This window comes from Meiothermus granaticius NBRC 107808, from assembly GCF_003574355.1.
GTDB classification, from domain to species: domain Bacteria; phylum Deinococcota; class Deinococci; order Deinococcales; family Thermaceae; genus Meiothermus; species Meiothermus granaticius.
In genome coordinates this window covers 30043-49227 of record NZ_QWLB01000009.1, presented here as the reverse complement: position 1 = coordinate 49227, position 19185 = coordinate 30043, and the positions used below count along the sequence as shown (strand labels likewise).

18 protein-coding genes and 1 pseudogene are annotated in these 19185 nt (G+C 64.2%); 9 read left to right on the top strand and 10 right to left on the bottom strand.

The annotated features are described in order from the left end of the window. Positions 1-54: 54 nt before the first annotated feature. Positions 55-426, top strand: a complete 372-nt coding sequence (locus Mgrana_RS04725) for a helix-turn-helix domain-containing protein (protein WP_119356455.1) — start codon at positions 55-57, stop codon at positions 424-426. A 298-nt stretch (positions 427-724) separates the two neighbouring features. Next, the gene (locus tag Mgrana_RS04720; protein WP_119356454.1) at positions 725-3520 is read left to right on the top strand and encodes a DUF1156 domain-containing protein; all 2796 of its coding nucleotides are present in this window, start codon (positions 725-727) and stop codon (positions 3518-3520) included. Positions 3521-3535: 15 nt separating this feature from the next. Here the strand turns inward: Mgrana_RS04720 and Mgrana_RS04715 are convergent, their stop codons facing one another. Together Mgrana_RS04715 and Mgrana_RS04710 are read right to left on the bottom strand one after the other, a co-directional pair. Next, positions 3536-3946 (bottom strand): type II toxin-antitoxin system VapC family toxin, encoded by a 411-nt coding sequence (locus tag Mgrana_RS04715; RefSeq protein ID WP_119356453.1) that lies wholly within the window; start codon positions 3944-3946, stop codon positions 3536-3538. Beyond that, the gene (locus Mgrana_RS04710; protein WP_170146398.1) at positions 3943-4194 is read right to left on the bottom strand and encodes an AbrB/MazE/SpoVT family DNA-binding domain-containing protein; all 252 of its coding nucleotides are present in this window, start codon (positions 4192-4194) and stop codon (positions 3943-3945) included. The genes Mgrana_RS04715 and Mgrana_RS04710 overlap by 4 nt, the downstream gene beginning before the upstream one ends. 144 nt (positions 4195-4338) lie before the next feature. On the opposite strand from Mgrana_RS04710, the gene Mgrana_RS04705 reads away from it, so the two are divergent. Next, the gene (locus Mgrana_RS04705) at positions 4339-7671 is read left to right on the top strand and encodes a Swt1 family HEPN domain-containing protein (RefSeq protein WP_119356451.1); all 3333 of its coding nucleotides are present in this window, start codon (positions 4339-4341) and stop codon (positions 7669-7671) included. A 141-nt stretch (positions 7672-7812) separates the two neighbouring features. Here Mgrana_RS04705 and Mgrana_RS04700 read toward each other — a convergent pair whose 3' ends face one another. From Mgrana_RS04700 to Mgrana_RS04675, 6 genes and pseudogenes are all read right to left on the bottom strand, one after another. Beyond that, entirely contained in the window at positions 7813-8415 is a 603-nt protein-coding gene (locus tag Mgrana_RS04700) for a DUF305 domain-containing protein (protein ID WP_240631252.1), read from the bottom strand. Between the two features lie 23 nt (positions 8416-8438). Then, complete coding sequence (locus Mgrana_RS04695; RefSeq protein WP_119356449.1) at positions 8439-10835, bottom strand: heavy metal translocating P-type ATPase; 2397 nt, start codon at positions 10833-10835, stop codon at positions 8439-8441. A gap of 119 nt (positions 10836-10954) precedes the next feature. Continuing rightward, a pseudogene (locus tag Mgrana_RS17050) lies at positions 10955-11047 on the bottom strand (multicopper oxidase domain-containing protein); the annotation flags it as partial. 109 nt (positions 11048-11156) lie between these two features. Beyond that, positions 11157-11387 (bottom strand): SHOCT domain-containing protein, encoded by a 231-nt coding sequence (locus Mgrana_RS04685; protein WP_119356447.1) that lies wholly within the window; start codon positions 11385-11387, stop codon positions 11157-11159. A 58-nt stretch (positions 11388-11445) separates the two neighbouring features. Beyond that, positions 11446-12549 carry a sensor histidine kinase gene (locus Mgrana_RS04680; protein ID WP_240631251.1) on the bottom strand — a complete coding sequence of 368 codons (1104 nt, stop codon included), beginning with the start codon at positions 12547-12549 and terminating at the stop codon, positions 11446-11448. 14 nt (positions 12550-12563) lie between these two features. Beyond that, positions 12564-13229, bottom strand: a complete 666-nt coding sequence (locus Mgrana_RS04675) for a response regulator transcription factor (protein ID WP_119356446.1) — start codon at positions 13227-13229, stop codon at positions 12564-12566. 260 nt (positions 13230-13489) lie between these two features. On the opposite strand from Mgrana_RS04675, the gene Mgrana_RS04670 reads away from it, so the two are divergent. From Mgrana_RS04670 to Mgrana_RS04650, 5 genes are all read left to right on the top strand, one after another. Beyond that, the gene (locus Mgrana_RS04670; RefSeq protein ID WP_119356445.1) at positions 13490-14089 is read left to right on the top strand and encodes a hypothetical protein; all 600 of its coding nucleotides are present in this window, start codon (positions 13490-13492) and stop codon (positions 14087-14089) included. A 1-nt stretch (position 14090) separates the two neighbouring features. Continuing rightward, entirely contained in the window at positions 14091-14309 is a 219-nt protein-coding gene (locus tag Mgrana_RS04665) for a hypothetical protein (RefSeq protein WP_119356444.1), read from the top strand. A gap of 224 nt (positions 14310-14533) precedes the next feature. Next, positions 14534-15769 carry an LCP family protein gene (locus Mgrana_RS04660; RefSeq protein WP_240631250.1) on the top strand — a complete coding sequence of 412 codons (1236 nt, stop codon included), beginning with the start codon at positions 14534-14536 and terminating at the stop codon, positions 15767-15769. An 87-nt stretch (positions 15770-15856) separates the two neighbouring features. Beyond that, entirely contained in the window at positions 15857-16108 is a 252-nt protein-coding gene (locus Mgrana_RS04655; RefSeq protein ID WP_119356443.1) for an AbrB/MazE/SpoVT family DNA-binding domain-containing protein, read from the top strand. After that, a complete protein-coding gene (locus Mgrana_RS04650) occupies positions 16105-16542 on the top strand; it encodes a type II toxin-antitoxin system VapC family toxin (RefSeq protein WP_119356442.1) in 438 nt (145 codons plus the stop codon). The genes Mgrana_RS04655 and Mgrana_RS04650 overlap by 4 nt, the downstream gene beginning before the upstream one ends. Positions 16543-16676: 134 nt before the next feature. Here the strand turns inward: Mgrana_RS04650 and Mgrana_RS04645 are convergent, their stop codons facing one another. Together Mgrana_RS04645 and Mgrana_RS04640 are read right to left on the bottom strand one after the other, a co-directional pair. Continuing rightward, entirely contained in the window at positions 16677-17093 is a 417-nt protein-coding gene (locus Mgrana_RS04645; protein WP_170146397.1) for a putative toxin-antitoxin system toxin component, PIN family, read from the bottom strand. A gap of 5 nt (positions 17094-17098) precedes the next feature. Then, on the bottom strand, positions 17099-17356 hold the full coding sequence (locus Mgrana_RS04640) for a hypothetical protein (RefSeq protein WP_147021203.1): 258 nt from the start codon (positions 17354-17356) through the stop codon (positions 17099-17101). Positions 17357-17782: 426 nt separating this feature from the next. On the opposite strand from Mgrana_RS04640, the gene Mgrana_RS04630 reads away from it, so the two are divergent. Continuing rightward, positions 17783-19135, top strand: coding sequence for a hypothetical protein (locus Mgrana_RS04630; RefSeq protein WP_119356438.1), 1353 nt, complete (start codon positions 17783-17785; stop codon positions 19133-19135). Positions 19136-19185: the final 50 nt, after the last annotated feature.

Below are 19185 nucleotides of genomic sequence, written 5' to 3'. Positions count from 1 at the left end.
AGTACTCGAGCCTCGCTGGTGTGGCTATTGTGGTTGTTGTGGTAAGATTGGCTTATGACTGCCCAGGAACCGGTCTACACTGTGGCCGAGGTGGCCCGTATTCTGCGGGTCTCGGACGAGACCATCCGGCGCAAGGTGTCCTCGGGGGAGTTGGGGGCGGTGGAGGTCTCGAGCGGTAGGCGCAAGCAGTACCGCATCCTTTACCGCGACCTGGTGGCCTGGCTGGGGCCGGAGCAGGCCCGGGCCCTGTTTGGGGTGGGGGAGGGTCTGCGCGAGGTGCGGGCCTTTTTCGAGCGCCTGCCCGAGTCCGAGCGCGAGGCGCTGCTTCAGGAGGCGCTGGCCTGGGCCAGGGCCCGGCAGCCCGAGCCGCCCGAGACCGGGCGCACCCTGAGCCCTGAGCAGATTCGCCAGCGCTTCCCACAATGACCCCGCCCCGCCTGATTCTGGACACCAATGTGCTCCTGAGCGGGCTGATGGGAAGGCCGGGAACCCTGGCCCATGCGAGAAGCCGGGCAGAAGCTGGGTCTGCCGGTACTGAACCTGATCGAGGGGGCTGAGCGGGGCTGGTTCTGACCGACGAACGCGGGGTGTGGCCCTTGTGATACGTTCGTTGTATTTGGCCAGCGTTATGAAACTCGAGCCCCCGGTTTGTATCATTAGCGCCATGCACCCCGGAATCTTCTCCCCAGCCCGTGCGGTTATGGACGCATTGGAGGCCTAGCAGATGCCCAAAAAGCTTATCGAGGTCGCGCTGCCCCTGGAAGCCATCAACCGCGAGTCGGCCCGCGAGAAGTCCATCCGCCACGGCCACCCCTCCACCCTGCACCTGTGGTGGGCCCGCCGCCCCCTGGCCGCCGCTCGAGCGGTGCTCTTTGCCAGCCTGGTAGACGACCCCAGCGCCCACCCCGAGCGCTTCCGCACCCCCCAGGCCCAGGAAGCCGAGCGCAAGCGGCTCTTTGAGCTTATCGAGCGGCTGGTGAAGTGGGAAAACAGCACCAACCCCCAGGTGCTTTCCGAGGCCCGGCAGGAAATCCTGAACGCCACCGGCGGCAACCCGCCCCCGGTGCTCGACCCGTTTGCCGGTGGGGGCACCATCCCCCTCGAGGCCCAGCGCCTGGGCCTGGAAGCCCACGCCTCCGACCTGAACCCGGTGGCGGTGCTCATCAACAAGGCCCTGATTGAAATTCCCCCCCGCTTTGCCGGGCAGCCCCCCATCAACCCGGCCTACCGCCAGAAGGCCCGCCCCTCCGACCGCTGGCCCGGTGCGAAGGGCCTGGCCGAGGACGTGCGCTACTACGGCCAGTGGATGCGCGACGAGGCCGAGCGGCGCATTGGCCACCTCTACCCCAGGGCCCAGCTTCCCAGCGGCAGCCAGGCCACCGTGATCGCCTGGCTCTGGGCCCGCACGGTGCGCTGCCCCAACCCCGCCTGCGGCTGCCAGATGCCCCTGGTGCGAAGCTGGGTGCTCAGCAGCAAACCCGGCAAGGAGCACCACGTGGAGCCGCAAATAGACCGCAGCACCCAGCCGCCGAGGGTGCGGTATGCCATAAAGCGAGGGAAAAATGCGCCAGAGCCACCAAAGACAGCGCGAGGAGCTAACTTCAAGTGCATTGCCTGTAATCAGCCCGTGCCCGGAAGTTACATCAAGGCTGAGGGTGTTGCGGGTCGGATGGGCGCTCAGATGATGGCAATAGTGGCAGAGGGAAACCGGGAAAGAGTCTATCTTCCGCCTACAAAAGAGCAGGAGGAGAAGGCTCAAGAGGCCAATCCGAAGTGGTACCCAGAGGGTCAGATTAGCGATGATCGTCGCTCGATGTTCACCCCCCTATACGGACTAACTCATTTTCACCACCTCTTCACCCCCCGCCAGCTCGAGGCCCTCACCACCTTCTCCGACCTGGTAGCCGAAGCCAGAGAAAAGGCCCTCCAAGACGCCCAGGCCGCCGGTTTGGGTGAGCAGGCCAAAGCCTACGCCGATGCGGTGGCGGTGTATTTGGGCCTAGGAGTTAGTCGTCTTGCGGACATTCAAAATTCTTTGTGCATGTGGGAATCCTCAAAAACACAGGTGCGACATCTGTTTACTAAGCAGGCTATTCCTATGCTATGGGACTATTCAGAAGCTGGATTGTTTTCTAAATCAGCAGGAGACTTCATAGTGAGTCTCGGTAGCTTGCTCCGAGTGCTAGAGGCAATGCCCAGCTCAAGTCTTGGGAAGGCTTATCAGCAAGACGCAACAAAAATTAATATTGAAGGAAAGTTGCCGCTCATCTCCACCGACCCCCCCTACTACGACAACATCGGCTATGCCGACCTCTCGGACTTTTTTTATGTCTGGCTGCGGCGTTCGCTGGGGGGGGTGTTGCCGGAGTTGTTTGGCACGCTGCTGGTGCCCAAGGCGGCGGAGCTGGTGGCCACGCCGTATCGGTTTGAGGGCAGCAAGCCAAAGGCCCAGGCCTTCTTCGAGGAGGGGCTGGGCAAGGCCTTCGAGCGGATGCGGGAGGCCGCGCACCCGGACTACCCCCTGACGGTCTACTACGCCTTCAAGCAGGCCGAGTCGGAGGAGGCCGATGGGCCAGACGACGAGCAGGCCGAGGCCGCCGAGGGGCGGGGCAATGGGGGCGCCGAAGGAACCGCCTCTACCGGCTGGGAGACCATGCTCACGGGGTTGATTCGGGCGGGGTTTCAGATTACCGGCACCTGGCCCATGCGCTCGGAGCTTTCCAATCGGATGGTGGCCAAAGGGGCCAACGCCCTGGCCTCCTCCATTGTGCTGGTCTGCCGCCCGCGCCCGGCGGATGCACCGGTGGCCACGCGGCGGGAGTTTTTGCAGGGGTTGCGGGCCGAGCTGCCGGGGGCGCTCAGGGAGTTGCAGCAGGGGAGCATTGCCCCGGTGGATCTGGCCCAGGCCGCCATTGGGCCGGGGATGGCGGTGTATAGCCGCTACGCCCAGGTGCTGGAGTCGGACGGCACGCCCATGCGGGTGCGAACCGCCCTGGCCCTTATCAACCAGATGCTCGACGAGGTGCTCTCGGAACAGGAGGGCGACTTCGACCCCGATACCCGCTGGGCGCTGGCCTGGTTCGAGCAGATGGGCTTCGAGGAAGGGCCCTTTGGGATGGCCGAGACCCTCTCCAAGGCCAAGAACACCAGCGTGCAGGGGCTGGTGGAGGCCGGCATCCTGTGGTCGCGGGCGGGCCGGGTGCGGCTGTTGCGCCCCGAGGAGCTGCCCGAGGGCTGGAACCCCGCCGCCGACCCGGATATTCCGGTCTGGGAGGCCACCCACCAGCTTATCCGCACCCTGAACACCGGCGGCGAAAAGGCCGCGGCCGCCCTGCTGGCGGCCCTGCCCAACGGCGACGCCGCCCGTGAGCTGGCCTACCGGCTGTATGCCATCTGCGAACGCAAGAAGTGGGCCCAGGAGGGGCTTTTGTACAATGCCCTGGTGACGAGCTGGCTCGAGGTCTCCAGGCTGGCCCAGGATGTGCCGAAGCCCGAACCTACCCAGGAGGCGCTGCTGTAAGCGTTTTATAGACGCTCAGGGCTTGAGCAACACAACCTCCGGGAACACCGCCTTGAGCACGGTGGTATCGAAGGTTAGAACCGCAAGCCGGTGGTGCTCGGCGTGGGCCGCGATGAGGAAGTCGGCCAGGATGCGCCGGGGCAACTGCCCGCCCCTGCGCAGGCGGGCGTACTGGCCCAGGGCCTGGCCCGCTCGAGCCCAGACCGGCTCGGGCATCTCCCAGGCGGTACGGATGCCGGTGGCGCTTAGAAAGGGCTCGATCTGGCTTTCCCAGTAAGCCGAGGCCCGCAACTCGGCGTACACCGGCGGGCAGATGAGCAGCGGGCTGCTTGCGGCAGCCTTCAGGATGGCCTGCTGGGCCCTGGCCTGCTGGGGGTCGCTGGAATCGAGCGCGGTCAGCAGCACGCTGGTGTCCAGGCTGGTCATGGCTGGCGCTCTTCGTCCCAGCCGCGCGCTGCGCGGACGTGCCAGGCTGCATGCCCCCCGGTCTCGGCGCTCAGGTCGGCGCTGTACTGGGCAAAGGCGGCCTCGAGGCCCAGCCGGTGGGGTCTGAGGGTGATGGTGTTGTTCTCGAGGCTGAACTCGAGTTCATCCCCCGGCTTTAGCCCCAGGGCTCGCACCATCTCGATCGGGATGGTGATCTGATGCTTGGAGCTGAGGGTACCCTTGGTCATACCAAGGATTATATACCAAGCAAATTGCGCTTGGTATGCTAGAGGAACTGTTTGGCTGGTGTGAATTGGCATTGCCCCTACAGCCCCTCGAATCCGTGCCATAAACACGGCAGGGCCGCTTGCTCCGTTAGACTGAGAGCAACTATGGCCATCACCAACGCAGATAGGGTAGGGCGGGCGCTCGAGCTGCTCAACGGCGGGCTGCAGCCCTACGTCGAACGGGAGATGCAGGCCGTGTACGGCCAGGACTGGCCCGCCGAGGCGATAACCGCCCTGCGGGAGAACAAGCTGATAGTGCAGGGGCGCGAGGCCTGGGACACCCAGGCCCTGCTAACCCTGATGTGGAACCGCTGGAACGACGTGTTCAAGCGCACCCTGGGCCACGCGGAGCGCAGCCTGGTTTCGGAGCTGCGCGAGGTTCGCAACCGCTGGGCCCACCAGGAGACCTTTTCCACCGACGACGCCTACCGCGCCCTGGACAGCGTGAGCCGTCTGCTGGAGGCGGTTTCGGCCCCCGAGGCTGCCGAGGTGGAGAAGCAAAAGAACGACCTGCTGCGCCTGAAGTTCGAGGAACAGGCCCGCAACGTTACCCGGCGGGTGGCGGTGAACCCGATTGAGGGGCAGCCCCAGAGCGGCCTCCGGCCCTGGCGCGAGGTGGCCACCCCGCACCCGGACGTAGCCGGAGGCACCTACCTGCAGGCCGAGTTTGCCGCCGACCTCTGGCAGGTGCATGTGGGGGAGGGGGCCAGCAGCGAGTACGCCGACCCGGTGGAGTTTTTCCGTCGCACCTACCTGACCCAGGGGCTGCGCGACCTTCTGGTGATGGCGCTCAAGCGGCTCTCAGGGAATGGCGGTGAGCCGGTGGTGGAGCTCCAGACCAACTTTGGGGGCGGCAAGACCCACTCCATGCTGGCCCTGTACCACCTCTTCTCCGGGGTAAAGGCCCACAACCTGCCGGGCCTCGAGGAGGTGCTGCTCGAGGCCGGCATCAAGGAGGGGCCCCGGGTTAACCGGGCGGTGTTCGTGGGCACCAAGGTCAGCCCCGGCCAGCCCATTCGCAAACCTGACGGCACGGTGATCCGCACCCTGTGGGGCGAGCTGGCCTACCAGCTGGGCGAGGCCGAGGGGGGCAAGGGGCTCGAGGCCTACGAGCTGGTGCGCCAGGCCGACGAGACCGCCACCAACCCGGGTGACGCCCTGCGAACCCTCTTCACCCGCTATGGGCCCTGCCTGGTGCTCATCGACGAATGGGTGGCCTACGCCCGCCAGCTTCACGACGACCCCGACCTGCCCGCTGGAAGCTTCGAGACCCACTTCACCTTCGCCCAGGCCCTCACCGAAGCCGCCAAGGCCGCACCCCAGACCCTGCTGGTGGTGAGCATTCCCGCCTCGGAGCCGGGGCGCGAGGGGCGGGGCAGCGCCGAGATTGAAATAGGCGGTGAGCGCGGAAGGGCCGCACTGGCCCGGCTCAAGAACGCCATCGGGCGCATTCAGTCCCCCTGGCGGCCCGCCTCCGGCGATGAGAGCTTCGAGATTGTCCGACGCCGGCTGTTCGAGCCCATCCCGGCGGAGCTGCTGCCCCAGCGCGACGCGGTGGTGAAGGCCTTCATGGAGCTGTACCGTCACAATGGCGGGGAGTTCCCCAGCGCAACCCGCGAGAGCGGCTACGAGGCCAAGCTGAAGGCCGCTTACCCCATCCACCCCGAGCTATTCGAGCGGCTCTACTCCGACTGGTCGAGCCTGGAGAAGTTCCAGCGCACCCGGGGGGTGCTGCGGCTCATGGCCGCGGTGATTCACGAGCTGTGGGAGCGCAACGACCGCAGCCTGCTGATCCTACCGGCCAGCGTGCCCATCGATGCTCCGGCGGTGCAGGCCGAGCTCACCCGCTACCTCGAGGACCACTGGGTCCCGGTGATCGAGCGCGACGTGGACGGCCCGGAATCGCTGCCCCTGCGCCTCGACCGCGAGAACGCCAACCTGGGCAAATACTCCGCTGCTCGCCGGGTGGCCCGCACGCTGTACCTGGGTTCGGCCCCCACCCTGCATGCCGAGAACCGCGGCCTGGAAGACCGCCAGATCAAGCTGGGCTGCGTCCAGCCCGGCGAGGCCGTGGCCACTTTTGGCGATGCCCTGCGCCGCCTGACCGACCAGGCCACCCACCTGTACGTCAATGGTCAGCGCTACTGGTTCTCCACCCAGCCCAGCGTGACCCGCATGGCCCAGGAACGGGCTGAGCGGTTGGACGAGCACGAGGTGCACCTGGAGATCGAGCGGCGCTTGCGCGAGGCCACCCGCGAGCGGGGCGATTTCCAGCGTATCCACGTCTGCCCCGAGTCCAGCGGGGATGTGCCGGATGAGCTCGAGGTGGCCCTGGTGGTGCTCTCGCCGGCCTACCCGCACCAGCAAAGCCGCGAGAGCCCCAGCCCCGCCCTGGCCGAGGCCCAGAAAATCCTGACCAGCCGGGGTAATCGCGACCGGCTGTACAAAAACACCCTGGCCTTCCTGGCCGCCGACCGGCGGCGGGTGGCCGACCTCGAGCAGGCTGTGCGCATGTACCTGGCCTGGAAGTCGGTGGAGGCCGACGGACAGTCGGGTTTGTTGAACCTGGACAACTTCCAGCGCAACCAGGCCCAGACCAAGCGCGAGGAAGCTGACCGGGCCATCAAGGTCCGCATCCCCGAGACCTACACCTGGCTCCTGGTGCCCACGCAGGAGAAAACCGACCCCTCCCTGGCCTGGCTGCCCTACAACCTTCAAGGGCAGGAGGCCCTGGCGGTGCGGGCCAGCAAGAAGCTCAGCAACGATGGCCGCCTGGACGTGCGCATGGCCGGCACCGTGCTGCGGCGTGAGATGGACCGGATCCCCCTGTGGCGGGGCGATCATGTCAGCCTTAAGCAGCTGGCCGAGGACTTTGCCACCTACGTCTACCTGCCGCGCCTGCGGAGCCCGGAGGTGTTGCTCGGGGCGGTACAGGGCGGGGTGGCCTCGCTCAACTGGGAGCTCGAAGGCTTCGCCTACGCTGATGCCTGGGATGAGGCCAAAGGCCGGTACCTGGGCCTGCAGGCCGGGCCAGAAGCCCGCCTGCCGGGGGGGCTCGAGGGAGTGCTGGTCAGGCCGGAGGTCGCACGGGAGCAGATGGAGCGCGAGCGGCCCCAGCCCGCCGAGAAAGCCGTGGTCTCAACGGCTTCTTCAAGCAAACAAACCGTACTCAATGATCCGGTTCCTCCACCGCCCCCAGCACGCCCTCGTCGTTACCAGGCCTCGGTGCGCCTGGAGGCCAACCGCCTGAGCCGGGATGCCGACCAGATCGCCCGGGAGGTCTTGCAGCACCTCCTGGCCCTCGACGGGGCCGAGGTCGAGGTGACCCTGGAGATCCAGGCCCGGGTGGCAGGGGGTATCCCCGAACACGTCGAGCGGACAGTGGGGGAGAACGCCCGCACCCTAAAGTTCGGCTCGAGCGGCTTTGAGAAGGATTAACTCGGCGCTCCAGGCAGTTGTGCAAGTAATCTGCATCCTGGTAGATACCTCAGTCTGGATTGGGTTCTACCTTCCCAAAGGGGTCTCTCAGGTCATGCATGCCTAGCTACTTTTTGCCTGCACCCATCCCTTGCAGAAGCGTCACTTAATGGTCTTGAGCCAGGCCTGGTACTGGGCCATCTCAGCCTTCTGCAGCCCAATCACCCCGCGGCAGAAGCGCTTGAGTTCTGCTTTAGTGGCCTTTTGCAGGCAGACCTCGGACATGTCTACAGCCTCTTGATGGTGGGGGATCATCCCCTCGAGGAAACTCCGATCAACCTGCATCGCCATCCCCGCCATGGGGGTCATGCCCTGCATGGCGGTGTCCATCATGGGCTTCATGTCCGCGCGCATCATGGCCATGTAGCGCTGGCTGGGGGGCACCGCATACCAAGCACGCAACCAGCCGGTGAGCTGGGCGATCTCGCGGTTCTGCACGGTCACGATCTTGCGGGCGGCCTTGCGAATACGCCCATCCTTGGAGGCCTTGAGGGCGGCCTGGGCCATCTCCACCGCCCCTTTGTGATGCTCGATCATCATGGACATGTAGGCGATGTCAAAGTCACGGCCCGAGAGCTTGTTCAACTCGGTCATGGCGGTCATGCCCGTCCCGCCCATCTGCATGCTGTGGTGATTCATCTGTGCCCAAGCCAGGCCCAGGCTGGCGACTATGCTCAGGAGTATCCGCACGGCCATTCCCTTCATGGGGCAGTTTTATCCAAGTTGTGTTATGTTTTTGTAAAGCGAACCCGATTTAGCAGGAGGGCATTTAGAGTGACCATGAGGGTCGAAGCGCTCATCGCCAGGGCGGCGAACTCCGGTTTGAGCAGGATACCCAGGCTGTGGTAGAGCCCCCCTGCGGCGATGGGCAGAGCCACGATGTTGTAGATCGCCGCCCAGAACAAGTTTTGCTTGATCTTCCCCCGCACAGCCCTGGCCAGGCGGACGCTGTGGGGCACATCTGCTGGGTTGTCCCTGACCAGCACCACCCCGGCGGTCTCCACAGCCACGTCGGTGCCCGCGCCGATGGCGATGCCCACCTCGGCCTTGGCCAGAGCGGGCGCGTCGTTGACCCCGTCCCCTACCATGGCTACTTTCTTGCCCGAGGCCTGCAACTCGGCGATCTTGCTGGCTTTGTCCTCTGGTAGCACGTCGGCTATGACCCTGGAGATGCCTAGCTGGAGGCCGACTGCTCGAGCAGTGTGGGCATTGTCCCCCGTCAGCAGGATCGGTTCTATTCCCATGGCCTGCAGCTCGCTCACCGCCTGGAGGGCCGATGGACGTACCGCGTCGGCCACCGCGACCACCCCGGCAGCCCTCCCGTCCACGGCTATGAACATCGCGGTTTTACCGCTGGCAGCGAGCTGGGCTGCTGTGGGTTCAAGCCCCCCGACTTCCACCCCCGCGGCATCCATCAGCCGGTGGTTGCCGATGCGAATTTCCCGCCCCTCCACGCGGGCCTGAATCCCCTGACCCGCTACGGAGACGAAGTTCTGTGCCTCACCCAGAGCCAAGCCTTGTGCCTTGGCCGCTCTGACAATGGCCTCGGCCAGCGGGTGTTGCGAGGGCTGGTCGGCGGAGGCGGCCAGCCGCAGCAGATCGGCTTCATGAAACCCACCAAAGGGCTCGAGGTCGGTCAAGCGGGGCCTGCCCTCGGTGAGGGTGCCGGTCTTGTCGAACACCACCGTGTCAACACCTGCGGTGAGCTCCAGGGCGGTGGCATTCTTGAACAACACCCCCTCGCGGGCCGCTTTGCCCACCCCCACGGTGATGGCCGTCGGGGTGGCCAGAGCCAGCGCGTCGGGGCAGGCGATCACGATGGTCGAGACCGCCACCGTGATGGCAAAGACCAGGGGCTGGTTGGCCAGCAGCGTCCAGTAAAGGAAGGTCAGCAATCCGGCCGACAGCGCCACGTACACCAGCACCTTCCCGGCCTGATCAGCCAGGCGCTGGGCGGGGGCCTTGGAGGCTTGGGCGTTCTTAACCATCTGCACAATGCGGGACAGCGCGGTGTCGGCCCCCACCGCGGTGGCCTTGAAACTGAAGCTGCCATTTTGGTTGACGGTTCCGCCGATCACCCTGGCTCCCGGCTCCTTGGCCACCGGGATCGGCTCGCCGCTGATCATGCTCTCGTCTACATAGCTCTGGCCCGAGGTCACGACGCCGTCCACCGGCAGGCGGTCTCCGGGCTTGACGAGGATCTCGTCCCCCACCCTGATCTGCTCCAACGGGAGTTCCACCTCTTGCCCGTCGCGCTTGACCCTGGCGGTGGCGGGGGCCAGCCGCAGCAGCGCCTCCACCGCCCGCCCGGTGGCGAAGCGGGCACGCATCTCGAGCCAGTGGCCCAGCAGGCTGAGGGTGGTAAGCATGGCAGCGGCCTCGTAGAAGACATCGCCGGGAAACACGAAGGTGGCGGCTAGGGAGTAGGTGTAGGCCACCAGGATGCCCAGGGCGATCAGGGTCATCATGTTGACCTCGCCCCGCCTCAAGGCCCGCCAGGCCGCGCGGATAAAAGGCCAACCACCCCATAGCGCTACCGGGGTGCCGAGCGCGAAGCCCCATAGCCCCATCGAGATGCCAAAAGGCGGCATCTCGATGGGGGAGAAGAGCACCAGCGGCAGGGTCAGCCCTGCTGAGATGATGAAGCGCCGCAGCATGTCGTCGGGGGTGCCGTGGCCCGCGTGCTCGTCGGCGTGGCCCATTGCCGCGTGGCCATGGGCAGCCGAGCTAAGGCCGTGCCCCATCGCGGCATGATCCATCCCATCGGGCACACCGGGGGCAGTTGCCGCCTGGCTATGATTTACCTGCGCTGCTTGGGCTTGATGATTGTGGCCCCTGGGCATGTCATTGCGGGCGACCTTGGGGTGGCCGGGCTGGCAGCAGGAGGGGTCGCGCGCGCTCTCAATGCAGTCGTACCCGGCCTGCTTTATGGCGCGGTGCAGGGCCTCTGGGCTGGTTTGGGCTGGGTTGTAGGTGAGGTGAGCTACCGCCCGGCTGCGGTCTAGGTGAACTGCCCCCACCCCGGGTAAGCCCCTCAGGAAGCCTTCGAGCCCGGCCTGCTCGGTTCCGTTGTAACAGTCCCGGAGAGCGACCTCGAGCACCGCACTGTCTGCTTTAGCCCGCATGCTATACCTCCGCTCGCTGGTGCTCCAGCTTTGTTCTAACAATATATCCCACCCCAGGGGGGGTGGGTAAGAAGCATATTACAAATCTTCGCTCAGGATTCTGTATATCTTATTCAGGACTAAGACCCCTCAACCCTAAGTATCCCCATCATGCCCCGGTCCTCGTGCTCGACGATGTGGCAATGGTAGACGGTGGTTCCTGGAAAGTCGCGGATCGGTATGGCAGCCCTTCTCAAGGTTGAACCCTTCCGGGCCGCTGCCAAGTTCTTGTAAAGCCTGCCGGACCTTCCAGTGCGGGGGCAGCATTCCATGGCCAGGGCGTCATTCCTCAAGCTCGCGCTTCATCCGCTCGAAGCTCTCCTGGTCGAGCTCCCCCCTGGCGTAGCGCTCCCGCAGGATGTCCAGCGCGCGGTCCCGCCCTCCGCTCGAGGAGTGGTGGGAGAAGGTTCGTACCAGCCAATAGACCAGCAGCGCCAGGACGATTATCGGGATCAGCATCCCGAGCCAACCCCAGCCGCCCATCATTCCAAAACCGTAGGGCCACCAACCCATATCAACCTCCAGCCCTACCCTAGGGCGGGGATATTAAGCGGGCATAAAGCCTGACCGGTCAGGTCTTAGCCAAGGGGAGCGTGAACCAGAAGGTGCTGCCCTTCCCGAGCTCGCTCTCGAGCCCGATCTGACCCCCCATGGCCTCCACCAGTCCTTTGGCGATGGTGAGCCCCACCCCGCTCCCCCCGTCTTTGCGGCTACGGGCCGCATCGACCCGGTAAAAGCGTTCAAAGAGGTGAGGCAGGTGCTCGGCGGCAATTCCCGAACCTGTATCGCGCACGCAAACGCGCAAGCCGCCCGGTTGGGATTGCGCCTCGAGCACGACCCGCCCACCGCTGGGGGTATGCCGTAAGGCATTGCTGAGGAGATTGGACAGAACCTGCTGGAAGCGCAGGGGATCGGCCTGGACGGGGCGGAGCTGCGGAGGGAGGTTTAGCTCGAGCCCCACCCCCTTTTCAGCGAAAGCGATGGCAAAGCGCTCCTGGCTTTCGCGCAAAGCCTTGTCCACCTCTACTGGCTGCGGGTGAAGCTCGACAGCTCCGGCCTCCACGCGAGAGACCAGCGCAAGGTCATCCACCAGATGTCGCATGGCCTGTACCTCGTGGGTGATCTGCTGGGCGATTTTCTCGGGAGGAAGCACCCCGTCCGCCAGGGCCTCGGCATAGCCCTGAAGGGCGGCCAGTGGGGTACGCAGTTCGTGGGCTACGCTGCCGATGAGCTCCACCCGGCTTCTCTCGATGCCCTCTAGGGTTTGCGAGAGGCGGTTGAACTGCCGGGCTAAATGGGCCAGCTCTGTCGGCCCTTCTTCCCTAAGCCGGTAGCTGTAGCGTCCATGAGCAATCTCTTGGGCACCCTGGGAGAGCTGAACCACCGCACGGCTTATCCGATGGGAGAACCAGTAGGCCAGCAGCGCGGCCAGCAGGGTGGCCACGGGCAGTGCGGCCAGCAGGGCGTGTTTGAGGGTAGAGTGCAAGCCCTCCTCCAGGTCCGCTTGCAGGCTGAGCCCCATTGACCCCATCATCTGCACCATCCGTTGAACATGACCCTGGTAAAAACTGGGGGAAAGCAGGTCCGCAACCAGGAATACCCCCCCCAAGGCCAGCAGGATTACCCCCAGGTAGGTCAGAAACAGGCGGGTAAATAGGCTCACTTCTTCCCCCATCGGGCCTGGTCTATTTATAACTCTCGGAAGCGGTAGCCTACACCCCGCACCGTCTCAATAAACCGGGGATTCTCCCCCTCTTCTCCCAGCTTCTTGCGCAGGCCTGCGATGTGCACATCCACTACCCGGTCCACTCCGGGGAAGTCGCTTCCCCAGACCCGCTCCAAAAGGCGCGCGCGACTCCAGACCAGGCCCGGGTGCTGGGCAAGGGTCAGGAGGAGATCAAACTCGAGCTTAGAGAGTGCCAGAAGTTCTCCTGCGAAGAGGGCCTCGCGCTCCCGAGGCCGGATGACCAGCTCGGCAAAGACCAGCTCGGCCCTGAGGCCGCTCCGGCGTAGCAGGGCCCGCACCCGGGCTACCACCTCGCGTGGGCTAAAGGGCTTTACCACGTAGTCATCGGCTCCCAGGTCGAGGCCCCGGATGCGCTCTTCCTCCTCACCCTTGGCCGTGAGCATCAAAATCGGCAACTCGGGGTGGTCCCGCCGGGTCTCATGGGCGACCTCCCAGCCGGAAAGCCGGGGCAGCATCAGGTCAAGCACCACCAGGCTGGTTTGGGGGATTTTCTCCAGCGCCTCAAGACCGTCGGCGGCCTCGAGCACCTCGTAGCCTTCTTGCTGGAGGTAGGCCCCCAAGACCTCACGAATTGCCGGGTCATCATCCACCACGAGCACTCGAGCCAATCAGACGCCTCCTTCGGGATAGGGGACCAGCCACCAAACCTTATTGTTGCCCAACGTATTAGGCTTGTGTAAAGCGTTACTGCATCCAAGAATGCAAAGAAATCTATCACGAGCAGTATTTATCGTGATAATAATCACTAGAACGCGAGCTACCCATCAAAGAAGATCTGCCGGGCTCGAGGCTGATATACCCCGGCGACCGGCGGCTGGGCGCGCCAGCAGGAGAGGTAGTGAACTGTCGGTGCACGGTGGTAGGGGCCATGGTAGAGCAAGAACAGCTAGCCGGACCGCCTGAGTATGAGCGCCCCAAGGCAGGGGTGCATTTCAGTCAGTGGAGAGCCACCTCAGAAGCTAACCGCAGAACAGTCCTGCGTGGCCTGAGCCGGGCTGGACTACTCGACTGGCTGAAGGACAATCCCCTCGGGGAAATCCGGGTCGTGCAAAGTCTTTATGATGAGTTTGGCCCATTTAATGGGGTCTATAACCCGGCCAACGCGAGCATTCGGCTTAGCTTTGAGCGCCCTGAGATTAACCAAAAACCGATCTGGGGCGAACTTGACACCGTCTCCACAATTGCAGGCAACCCCAACACCGCGGCGCAGATTTCCCTAGTCCACGAGGCCGGCCATCACATCTTGACCGTGTTGGGGCGGCAGATGGGCCCCGCGCTCGAGGACAAAATCCGGAAGGTTTGGAACCAGGCCAATTATGTTTCAGGTCGGGCGAGCGTGAACTGGAAAGAATACTTTTGCGAAGTGCACTGTGCGTACATTTACCTGCAGAATGAACTGCAGGTGAAAGACCCCCTGGGGTATAATCTGATCAGGGAGATCCGCCGGATGATTGGCGCGAGGGACTGACATGGCTGCTACGCTGACCAAAATCGATTGGGTTCGGATGCGCCAGCTTGCCGCAGAGGTCGAGCAGCTCAAGGCCTCGGGTCAATGGTCGCTAGCCGAGTACCGGCGAATCAATCGTGAAGCTGTAGCCGCAGGTGGCGATGCTCCCGGCGCCCGCGACTGGCTGCTACAAGAGGCGAACCCTGACTGGTACGACCAGTTAGTGCAGGCTGTGCTATAGTTTAGGCAGACATCCCCCTCGGGGAACGCCTACTGGGCACCTCGAGGGGATTTTTTTACCACCCCCCAGCCCCCACCTGAAAGCTAGGCGAGAAATGTGGTGGGGCAGAGGTAAGGCAGGCCCAGTGTTTGTTTTCCCAAGGTTTGCTCATCAAAATGCTGCATAGTGGTTCCCTAGGGCGCCGGCCCAGGACCGGCCTGAATATGTTTATACGTCTCGGCAGAGTGTTGCTCGCGTTGGTCCTGCTGGCAGGTCTGGCTGGGGCAGGGTGGACCTACCGGCTTGTACATACGGTTTCGGGTGGGGCATCGGTGGGTGATCTGGTCAGGGTGGTCCGCGAGCCCGAGGGACTTTTCCCCCAGACCCGGGTCAACCTGCTGATCGTGGGCAAAGATTACAACTATACCCCTCAGGGCATCGCCTACAGCAAAAATTCCCGTTCCGACACCATCATGCTGCTTTCGCTGGACCTGCAGGGGCGGCAGGCGGCAGCGGTCTCGATTCCCCGGGATACCTACGTAAAAGCCCCTGACGGCATTGTTGGGAAGATCAATGGAACCTTTGCCCGCGGGGGGGTTGAGCTGTTGAAGCAGACCCTCGAGCGCACCTTTGACCTCAAGATCGACCACTACGTGGTGCTCAAGGACACTGCGGTTAAGAACATCGTGGACGCCCTGGGAGGGGTCTGGGTGGAGACCCTAGACGCCATGCGCTACGACGACAGCTGGGGGCATCTGCACGTCAACCTGCCCAAGGGGCGGCAGTTTATCCACGGCGAACAGGCGGTGGGGTTCGTGCGTTTCCGCAAACCCAACGAGGGGGCTCCGCCCAGCAAGGAGGAGGGCGATATTCGCCGCACCGAGCGGCAGCAGCAGTTGTTGCGCGCAATGGCCGAACGGGCGCTGGAGCCAGAGAACTTGCTGCGCCTGGATCAGATCGCCAACGTAGCCTTAGGCGAGGTCGAGACCGACCTCACGAGACCGCAGATCATGGCCATCGCCGCGCGGATGGGCCGGACCGCCTTGAGCAACTTCCATAGCGTGACCCTGCCCGGCAACGGGGGGACTTATGGCGGGGCCTACTTTTACTACCTCGACCGCGAGCGCTCCCAAGCCCTGGTAGACTGGCTGCTGAAGGGCGACCCAACCGCCGGGAACCGGCTGGTCGAGGTCAGCGTTTTGAACGCCAGCAACCGGGGCGGGGCGGCCCGGGCGGCGGCGGGCTGGCTGCGGCAGCAGGGCTACAGCATCCAGCGCACCGATACCGCTCCCAAGCGCCAGGAAACCTCCATCCTGATCTATAAACAAGCGGCGCTCGAGCCCCAGGCGAAGGCCATCGGGAAGCTGCTGCAGGTCCAGGACATCGTGAAGAGTCCCGATTACCCGGTCGGGGGGGATGTGGTGTTGCTGGTAGGAAACGATTTGGGGGCGGCGGCGCTCGAGCGCTGGGCCAACCAGTGAATTCTTCAGCCAGAGGGCTGCTCGAGACCACCTGGCCTGACCTGTGGTGCGTTCTCTCATTTGGCAAATAATGCTATTAATGGCAATATGCAGACCACCCTGGATCGCTTCGGACGGGTGCTGATTCCCAAAAAACTGCGGGAGCGCCTGGGCCTCCGGCCCGAAGATGCCCTCGAGGTGAGCGTGGAGGACGGCAAGCTCACCCTGCAACCCCTCCGCACCCCGCCCCCCCTGCGGCGCAAGGGTCAGGTGCTGGTGGTAGAGAGCGAGGCCGCCAGCGACCTGAACCAGGCTCTGGCCCACCTGCGCGAGGAACGCCTGGACGGGCTGGCCCGATGAGGCTGCTCTTCGACACCTCGAGCCTGGTCGCCGCCTTCGTGGAGGCGCACCCGGCCCATAGCGCCGCCTGGAACTGGCTCGAGCAGGCCCTGGAAGGCATCCATACCGGACTGGTATCAACCCATACCCTGGCCGAACTCTACGCCGTGCTGACCCGGTTGCCCCTGCGCCCCAGCATTCCACCCGCTACCGCTCTGAAGCTCATCGAGGAGAACCTGCACCGCTTCTCCAGCGTGGCCCTCTCGGCTACCGATTACCGCAGCGTACTGAAACGGCTGGCGAAGCTGGGCCTCAGCGGGGGGGTGGTCTACGATGCCCTGATCGCCCAGGCTGCCCTCAAGGCCAGGGCCGATGGGCTGGTCACCCTCAACCCCACCCACTTCCAGCGCCTGGGTGAAGAGGTAGCGGCGCTGGTGGTGGTGCCGGAGTCCTGACCTAACCCATGCGCAAACCAAAGCGCCAGCCTCGAGCTGCCTCAGGAAGTCCAGGAGGCAGGTGTTGCATCTGTGGTGGTTTGATGCCAGATCAATCATCGGCATCTGGCTTCGTCTGGTCGGGAAGTTGCGCCTCAACCCTCGAGCCCACCCTCGCGCAGCAGCCGCAGGAAAGACCTTGTGTTCAGAGTCGGGATGCGGCCCTCGAGGGAACCGACCTCGAGTAAATCCCAGTTTTCGCTCACCATCACATCTGCCTTGGCTTCCAGGGCCAGCGCCAGCAGGTAGTCATCGTTGGGATCCCGGCTGCGGCGGGGCGGGTTGGGCATGTCGGGATGCAGCTCGGCGTTGAAGAAGATGGCGGTCAGGTAGCGGTCCACCGGACCCTGGCTGAAGCTGAACCGAGGCCGCCACAGCACGCCTCGAATCTCCGCAAGCAGGTTGTGGCTAACGATGGCGGTGAAGAACCCCTCCTCAATGAACGCCTTCACGATGCGGTGGCTCGCCCCCTCGTTGAGCGCCGCCGCAGCGTAGACGGTGCTATCGAGCACCGCCCTCATGGTTTGGCTTTGCCTCTGGCCTTGCGGTAGGCCCGCAGTTCCTCGTTGGCGGCCTGTACCGCCTGGGCCTCGTCCATCCTGGGGGCGGCTTTCAAGAGCGCCTCCATCGCCCCCACCCCGAGCTGAGCGCGCAGGGCCTCCTCGACCACCTGGTTGTCCCGCAGCCCCTTACGGGCCGCCGCCAGCCGGTAGGCCCGCACTACCTCGAGGTCTAAGGTCAGGGTCACTTTCACCTTCCCTGCCGAAGTTGCCATACGTACAGATTACCATAAAACCATAAATCAAGTTCTGCTGAAAATGCGTTCCTCAGCGATAGGCCATAGCGGCACCCCAACACCGACCGTGTCGCGGGTCTCGCATTTGGCGAACTCCAGGCCCAAGCCTAGCCCTCAGATCAGGCACCCAAATCGCCGTCGTCCCGCTCTTGTTTCAGCTTCCGACCATAATCCGAAACGGAGCCGTCCCAATGGCATCTCGAGCAACGTCCGTTCACAAAGGTGTGGACACAGGGCTCATATCCGTAAAGCAGATGCGCACACTCTGGGCACAGGGAATCCATGCGCGAGGTGTCAGCAAAGAACAAGCTCCCGCACTCGTCGCAAGTTTTGAGGGGTCGGTTGGTCATGCTTCAGTCATCCATCTTCACGTAAGCTGGGCGGGAACTATTAGGAGGTGGACGCATGAAACGGCTGCGTGGCCTGGTGGGTGCAATTCTTCTGATGGGGTTCGGCTGGGGGGGTGCCCTGGCCGAGACCTTCGATATCTTCGACTATACCCCGCCCCAGGGCTGGAAGAACAGCAACCTGCAAGGGGGGGTGATGCTGGCGCTGCAAACCAAGGAGTTCTTCGGCACCATCGTGCTGTATGCCAGCGTACCGGCGGGCAACGATCCCGAGCAAAACTTCAGGGGCGAGTGGAAGCGGCTGGTGGCCGAGGGTCTGGGGCTTTCGGGCGAGCCCACCACCGAGATGGGGCCGCCCAACGGCGACTACCAGAACCTGGCCGGGGGCCTGGCGGCCTCGCAGGATGGGCTCAACTATGTGGTGCTGCTCTCCACCTTTACCGGCAACGGGCGCGTGGCCAGCATCCTCTACATCACCACCGACGAGAAGCTCTTCGACCTGTTCGACCGCTTCAATAGCTCGCTCAAGCTCAGCAAGCCCAAGGCCGCCCAGGCCCCGCCGCAAAACGTGGCCCGCCCGCCCAGCAACGCCCCCGCCAGCGCTCGCAGCATCTCCACCCCCACCACCCGCTTCAACGACGGCTGGGTGGCCACCGTCGAAAACGGCTTCGTGCGGGTGGCCAGGGGCGAAGTGGTGGTGCTGCTGCACTACGGGATGCCGCTACCGGAAAACATGTGGGTGATGGGCAACGAGCAGGACAGGGTCAACTATTACTGGAGCCGCCTGGTGGCTCCCCGCTACAAGGTGGATGAGCTCAAGGTGTTCAAGAACGACACCTGCTATTTCTGCCTCTACTTTGGTGAGGGCAGCGCTACCGAGGTCGCCACCGGGGCCCGCAAGCACGTGGCCCTCTACATCAGCTTTGACAAGGGTCTGGGGTATGCCATTCAGGTGGTGGCTCCGAGTTTTGCCGCTTTTCAGAAGGAGTTTCCCAACATCGAGGCGGTGGGCAAGATGTACGGCTACAACAAGTTCGCGGTCAAGGCCGCCGACCTGACCGGCAAATGGACCTCGAGCAGTTCCGCCGCCGGGCAGTACTACAACTCGATCACGGGGGCCTATGCGGGCATGAACGCGGTGAGCACAGCCGATACCTTCACCTTCAACCAGGGTGGAACCTATAGCTCGGCCCACAACGGGGCCAGCGGCTTTGTGGGCTCGCAGCAGTTTTACTCGCAAAAATACCAGGGCCGCATGACCCTGAGCGACTGGCGCATGACCCTGACCAACCGCTTCAAGGACCAGACCGAGACCTTCGAGGCCTATTTTGAGATGACCGGGGCCGGGCCGGTGCTGCACCTGATCCGGGTCGATGCGAAGGGCATTCACTACCGCTTGACGCGGGAGTAGCCCCATCCTTGGGGGAAAACCGGGGCTCGAGGGAAGTTGCCTTGGCCTAG

What these genes read in the sequence shown, in the direction of transcription:
- Mgrana_RS04725 (WP_119356455.1), top strand. Translation starts at nt 55, where the DNA reads ATGACTGCCCAGGAACCGGTCTACACTGTGGCCGAGGTGGCCCGTATT.
- Mgrana_RS04720 (WP_119356454.1), top strand. Translation starts at nt 725, where the DNA reads ATGCCCAAAAAGCTTATCGAGGTCGCGCTGCCCCTGGAAGCCATCAAC.
- Mgrana_RS04715 (WP_119356453.1), bottom strand. Translation starts at nt 3,946, where the DNA reads ATGACCAGCCTGGACACCAGCGTGCTGCTGACCGCGCTCGATTCCAGC.
- Mgrana_RS04710 (WP_170146398.1), bottom strand. Translation starts at nt 4,194, where the DNA reads ATGACCAAGGGTACCCTCAGCTCCAAGCATCAGATCACCATCCCGATC.
- Mgrana_RS04705 (WP_119356451.1), top strand. Translation starts at nt 4,339, where the DNA reads ATGGCCATCACCAACGCAGATAGGGTAGGGCGGGCGCTCGAGCTGCTC.
- Mgrana_RS04700 (WP_240631252.1), bottom strand. Translation starts at nt 8,415, where the DNA reads ATGAAGGGAATGGCCGTGCGGATACTCCTGAGCATAGTCGCCAGCCTG.
- Mgrana_RS04695 (WP_119356449.1), bottom strand. Translation starts at nt 10,835, where the DNA reads ATGCGGGCTAAAGCAGACAGTGCGGTGCTCGAGGTCGCTCTCCGGGAC.
- Mgrana_RS04685 (WP_119356447.1), bottom strand. Translation starts at nt 11,387, where the DNA reads ATGGGTTGGTGGCCCTACGGTTTTGGAATGATGGGCGGCTGGGGTTGG.
- Mgrana_RS04680 (WP_240631251.1), bottom strand. Translation starts at nt 12,549, where the DNA reads ATGGGGGAAGAAGTGAGCCTATTTACCCGCCTGTTTCTGACCTACCTG.
- Mgrana_RS04670 (WP_119356445.1), top strand. Translation starts at nt 13,490, where the DNA reads ATGGTAGAGCAAGAACAGCTAGCCGGACCGCCTGAGTATGAGCGCCCC.
- Mgrana_RS04665 (WP_119356444.1), top strand. Translation starts at nt 14,091, where the DNA reads ATGGCTGCTACGCTGACCAAAATCGATTGGGTTCGGATGCGCCAGCTT.
- Mgrana_RS04655 (WP_119356443.1), top strand. Translation starts at nt 15,857, where the DNA reads ATGCAGACCACCCTGGATCGCTTCGGACGGGTGCTGATTCCCAAAAAA.
- Mgrana_RS04650 (WP_119356442.1), top strand. Translation starts at nt 16,105, where the DNA reads ATGAGGCTGCTCTTCGACACCTCGAGCCTGGTCGCCGCCTTCGTGGAG.
- Mgrana_RS04640 (WP_147021203.1), bottom strand. Translation starts at nt 17,356, where the DNA reads ATGGCAACTTCGGCAGGGAAGGTGAAAGTGACCCTGACCTTAGACCTC.
- Mgrana_RS04630 (WP_119356438.1), top strand. Translation starts at nt 17,783, where the DNA reads ATGAAACGGCTGCGTGGCCTGGTGGGTGCAATTCTTCTGATGGGGTTC.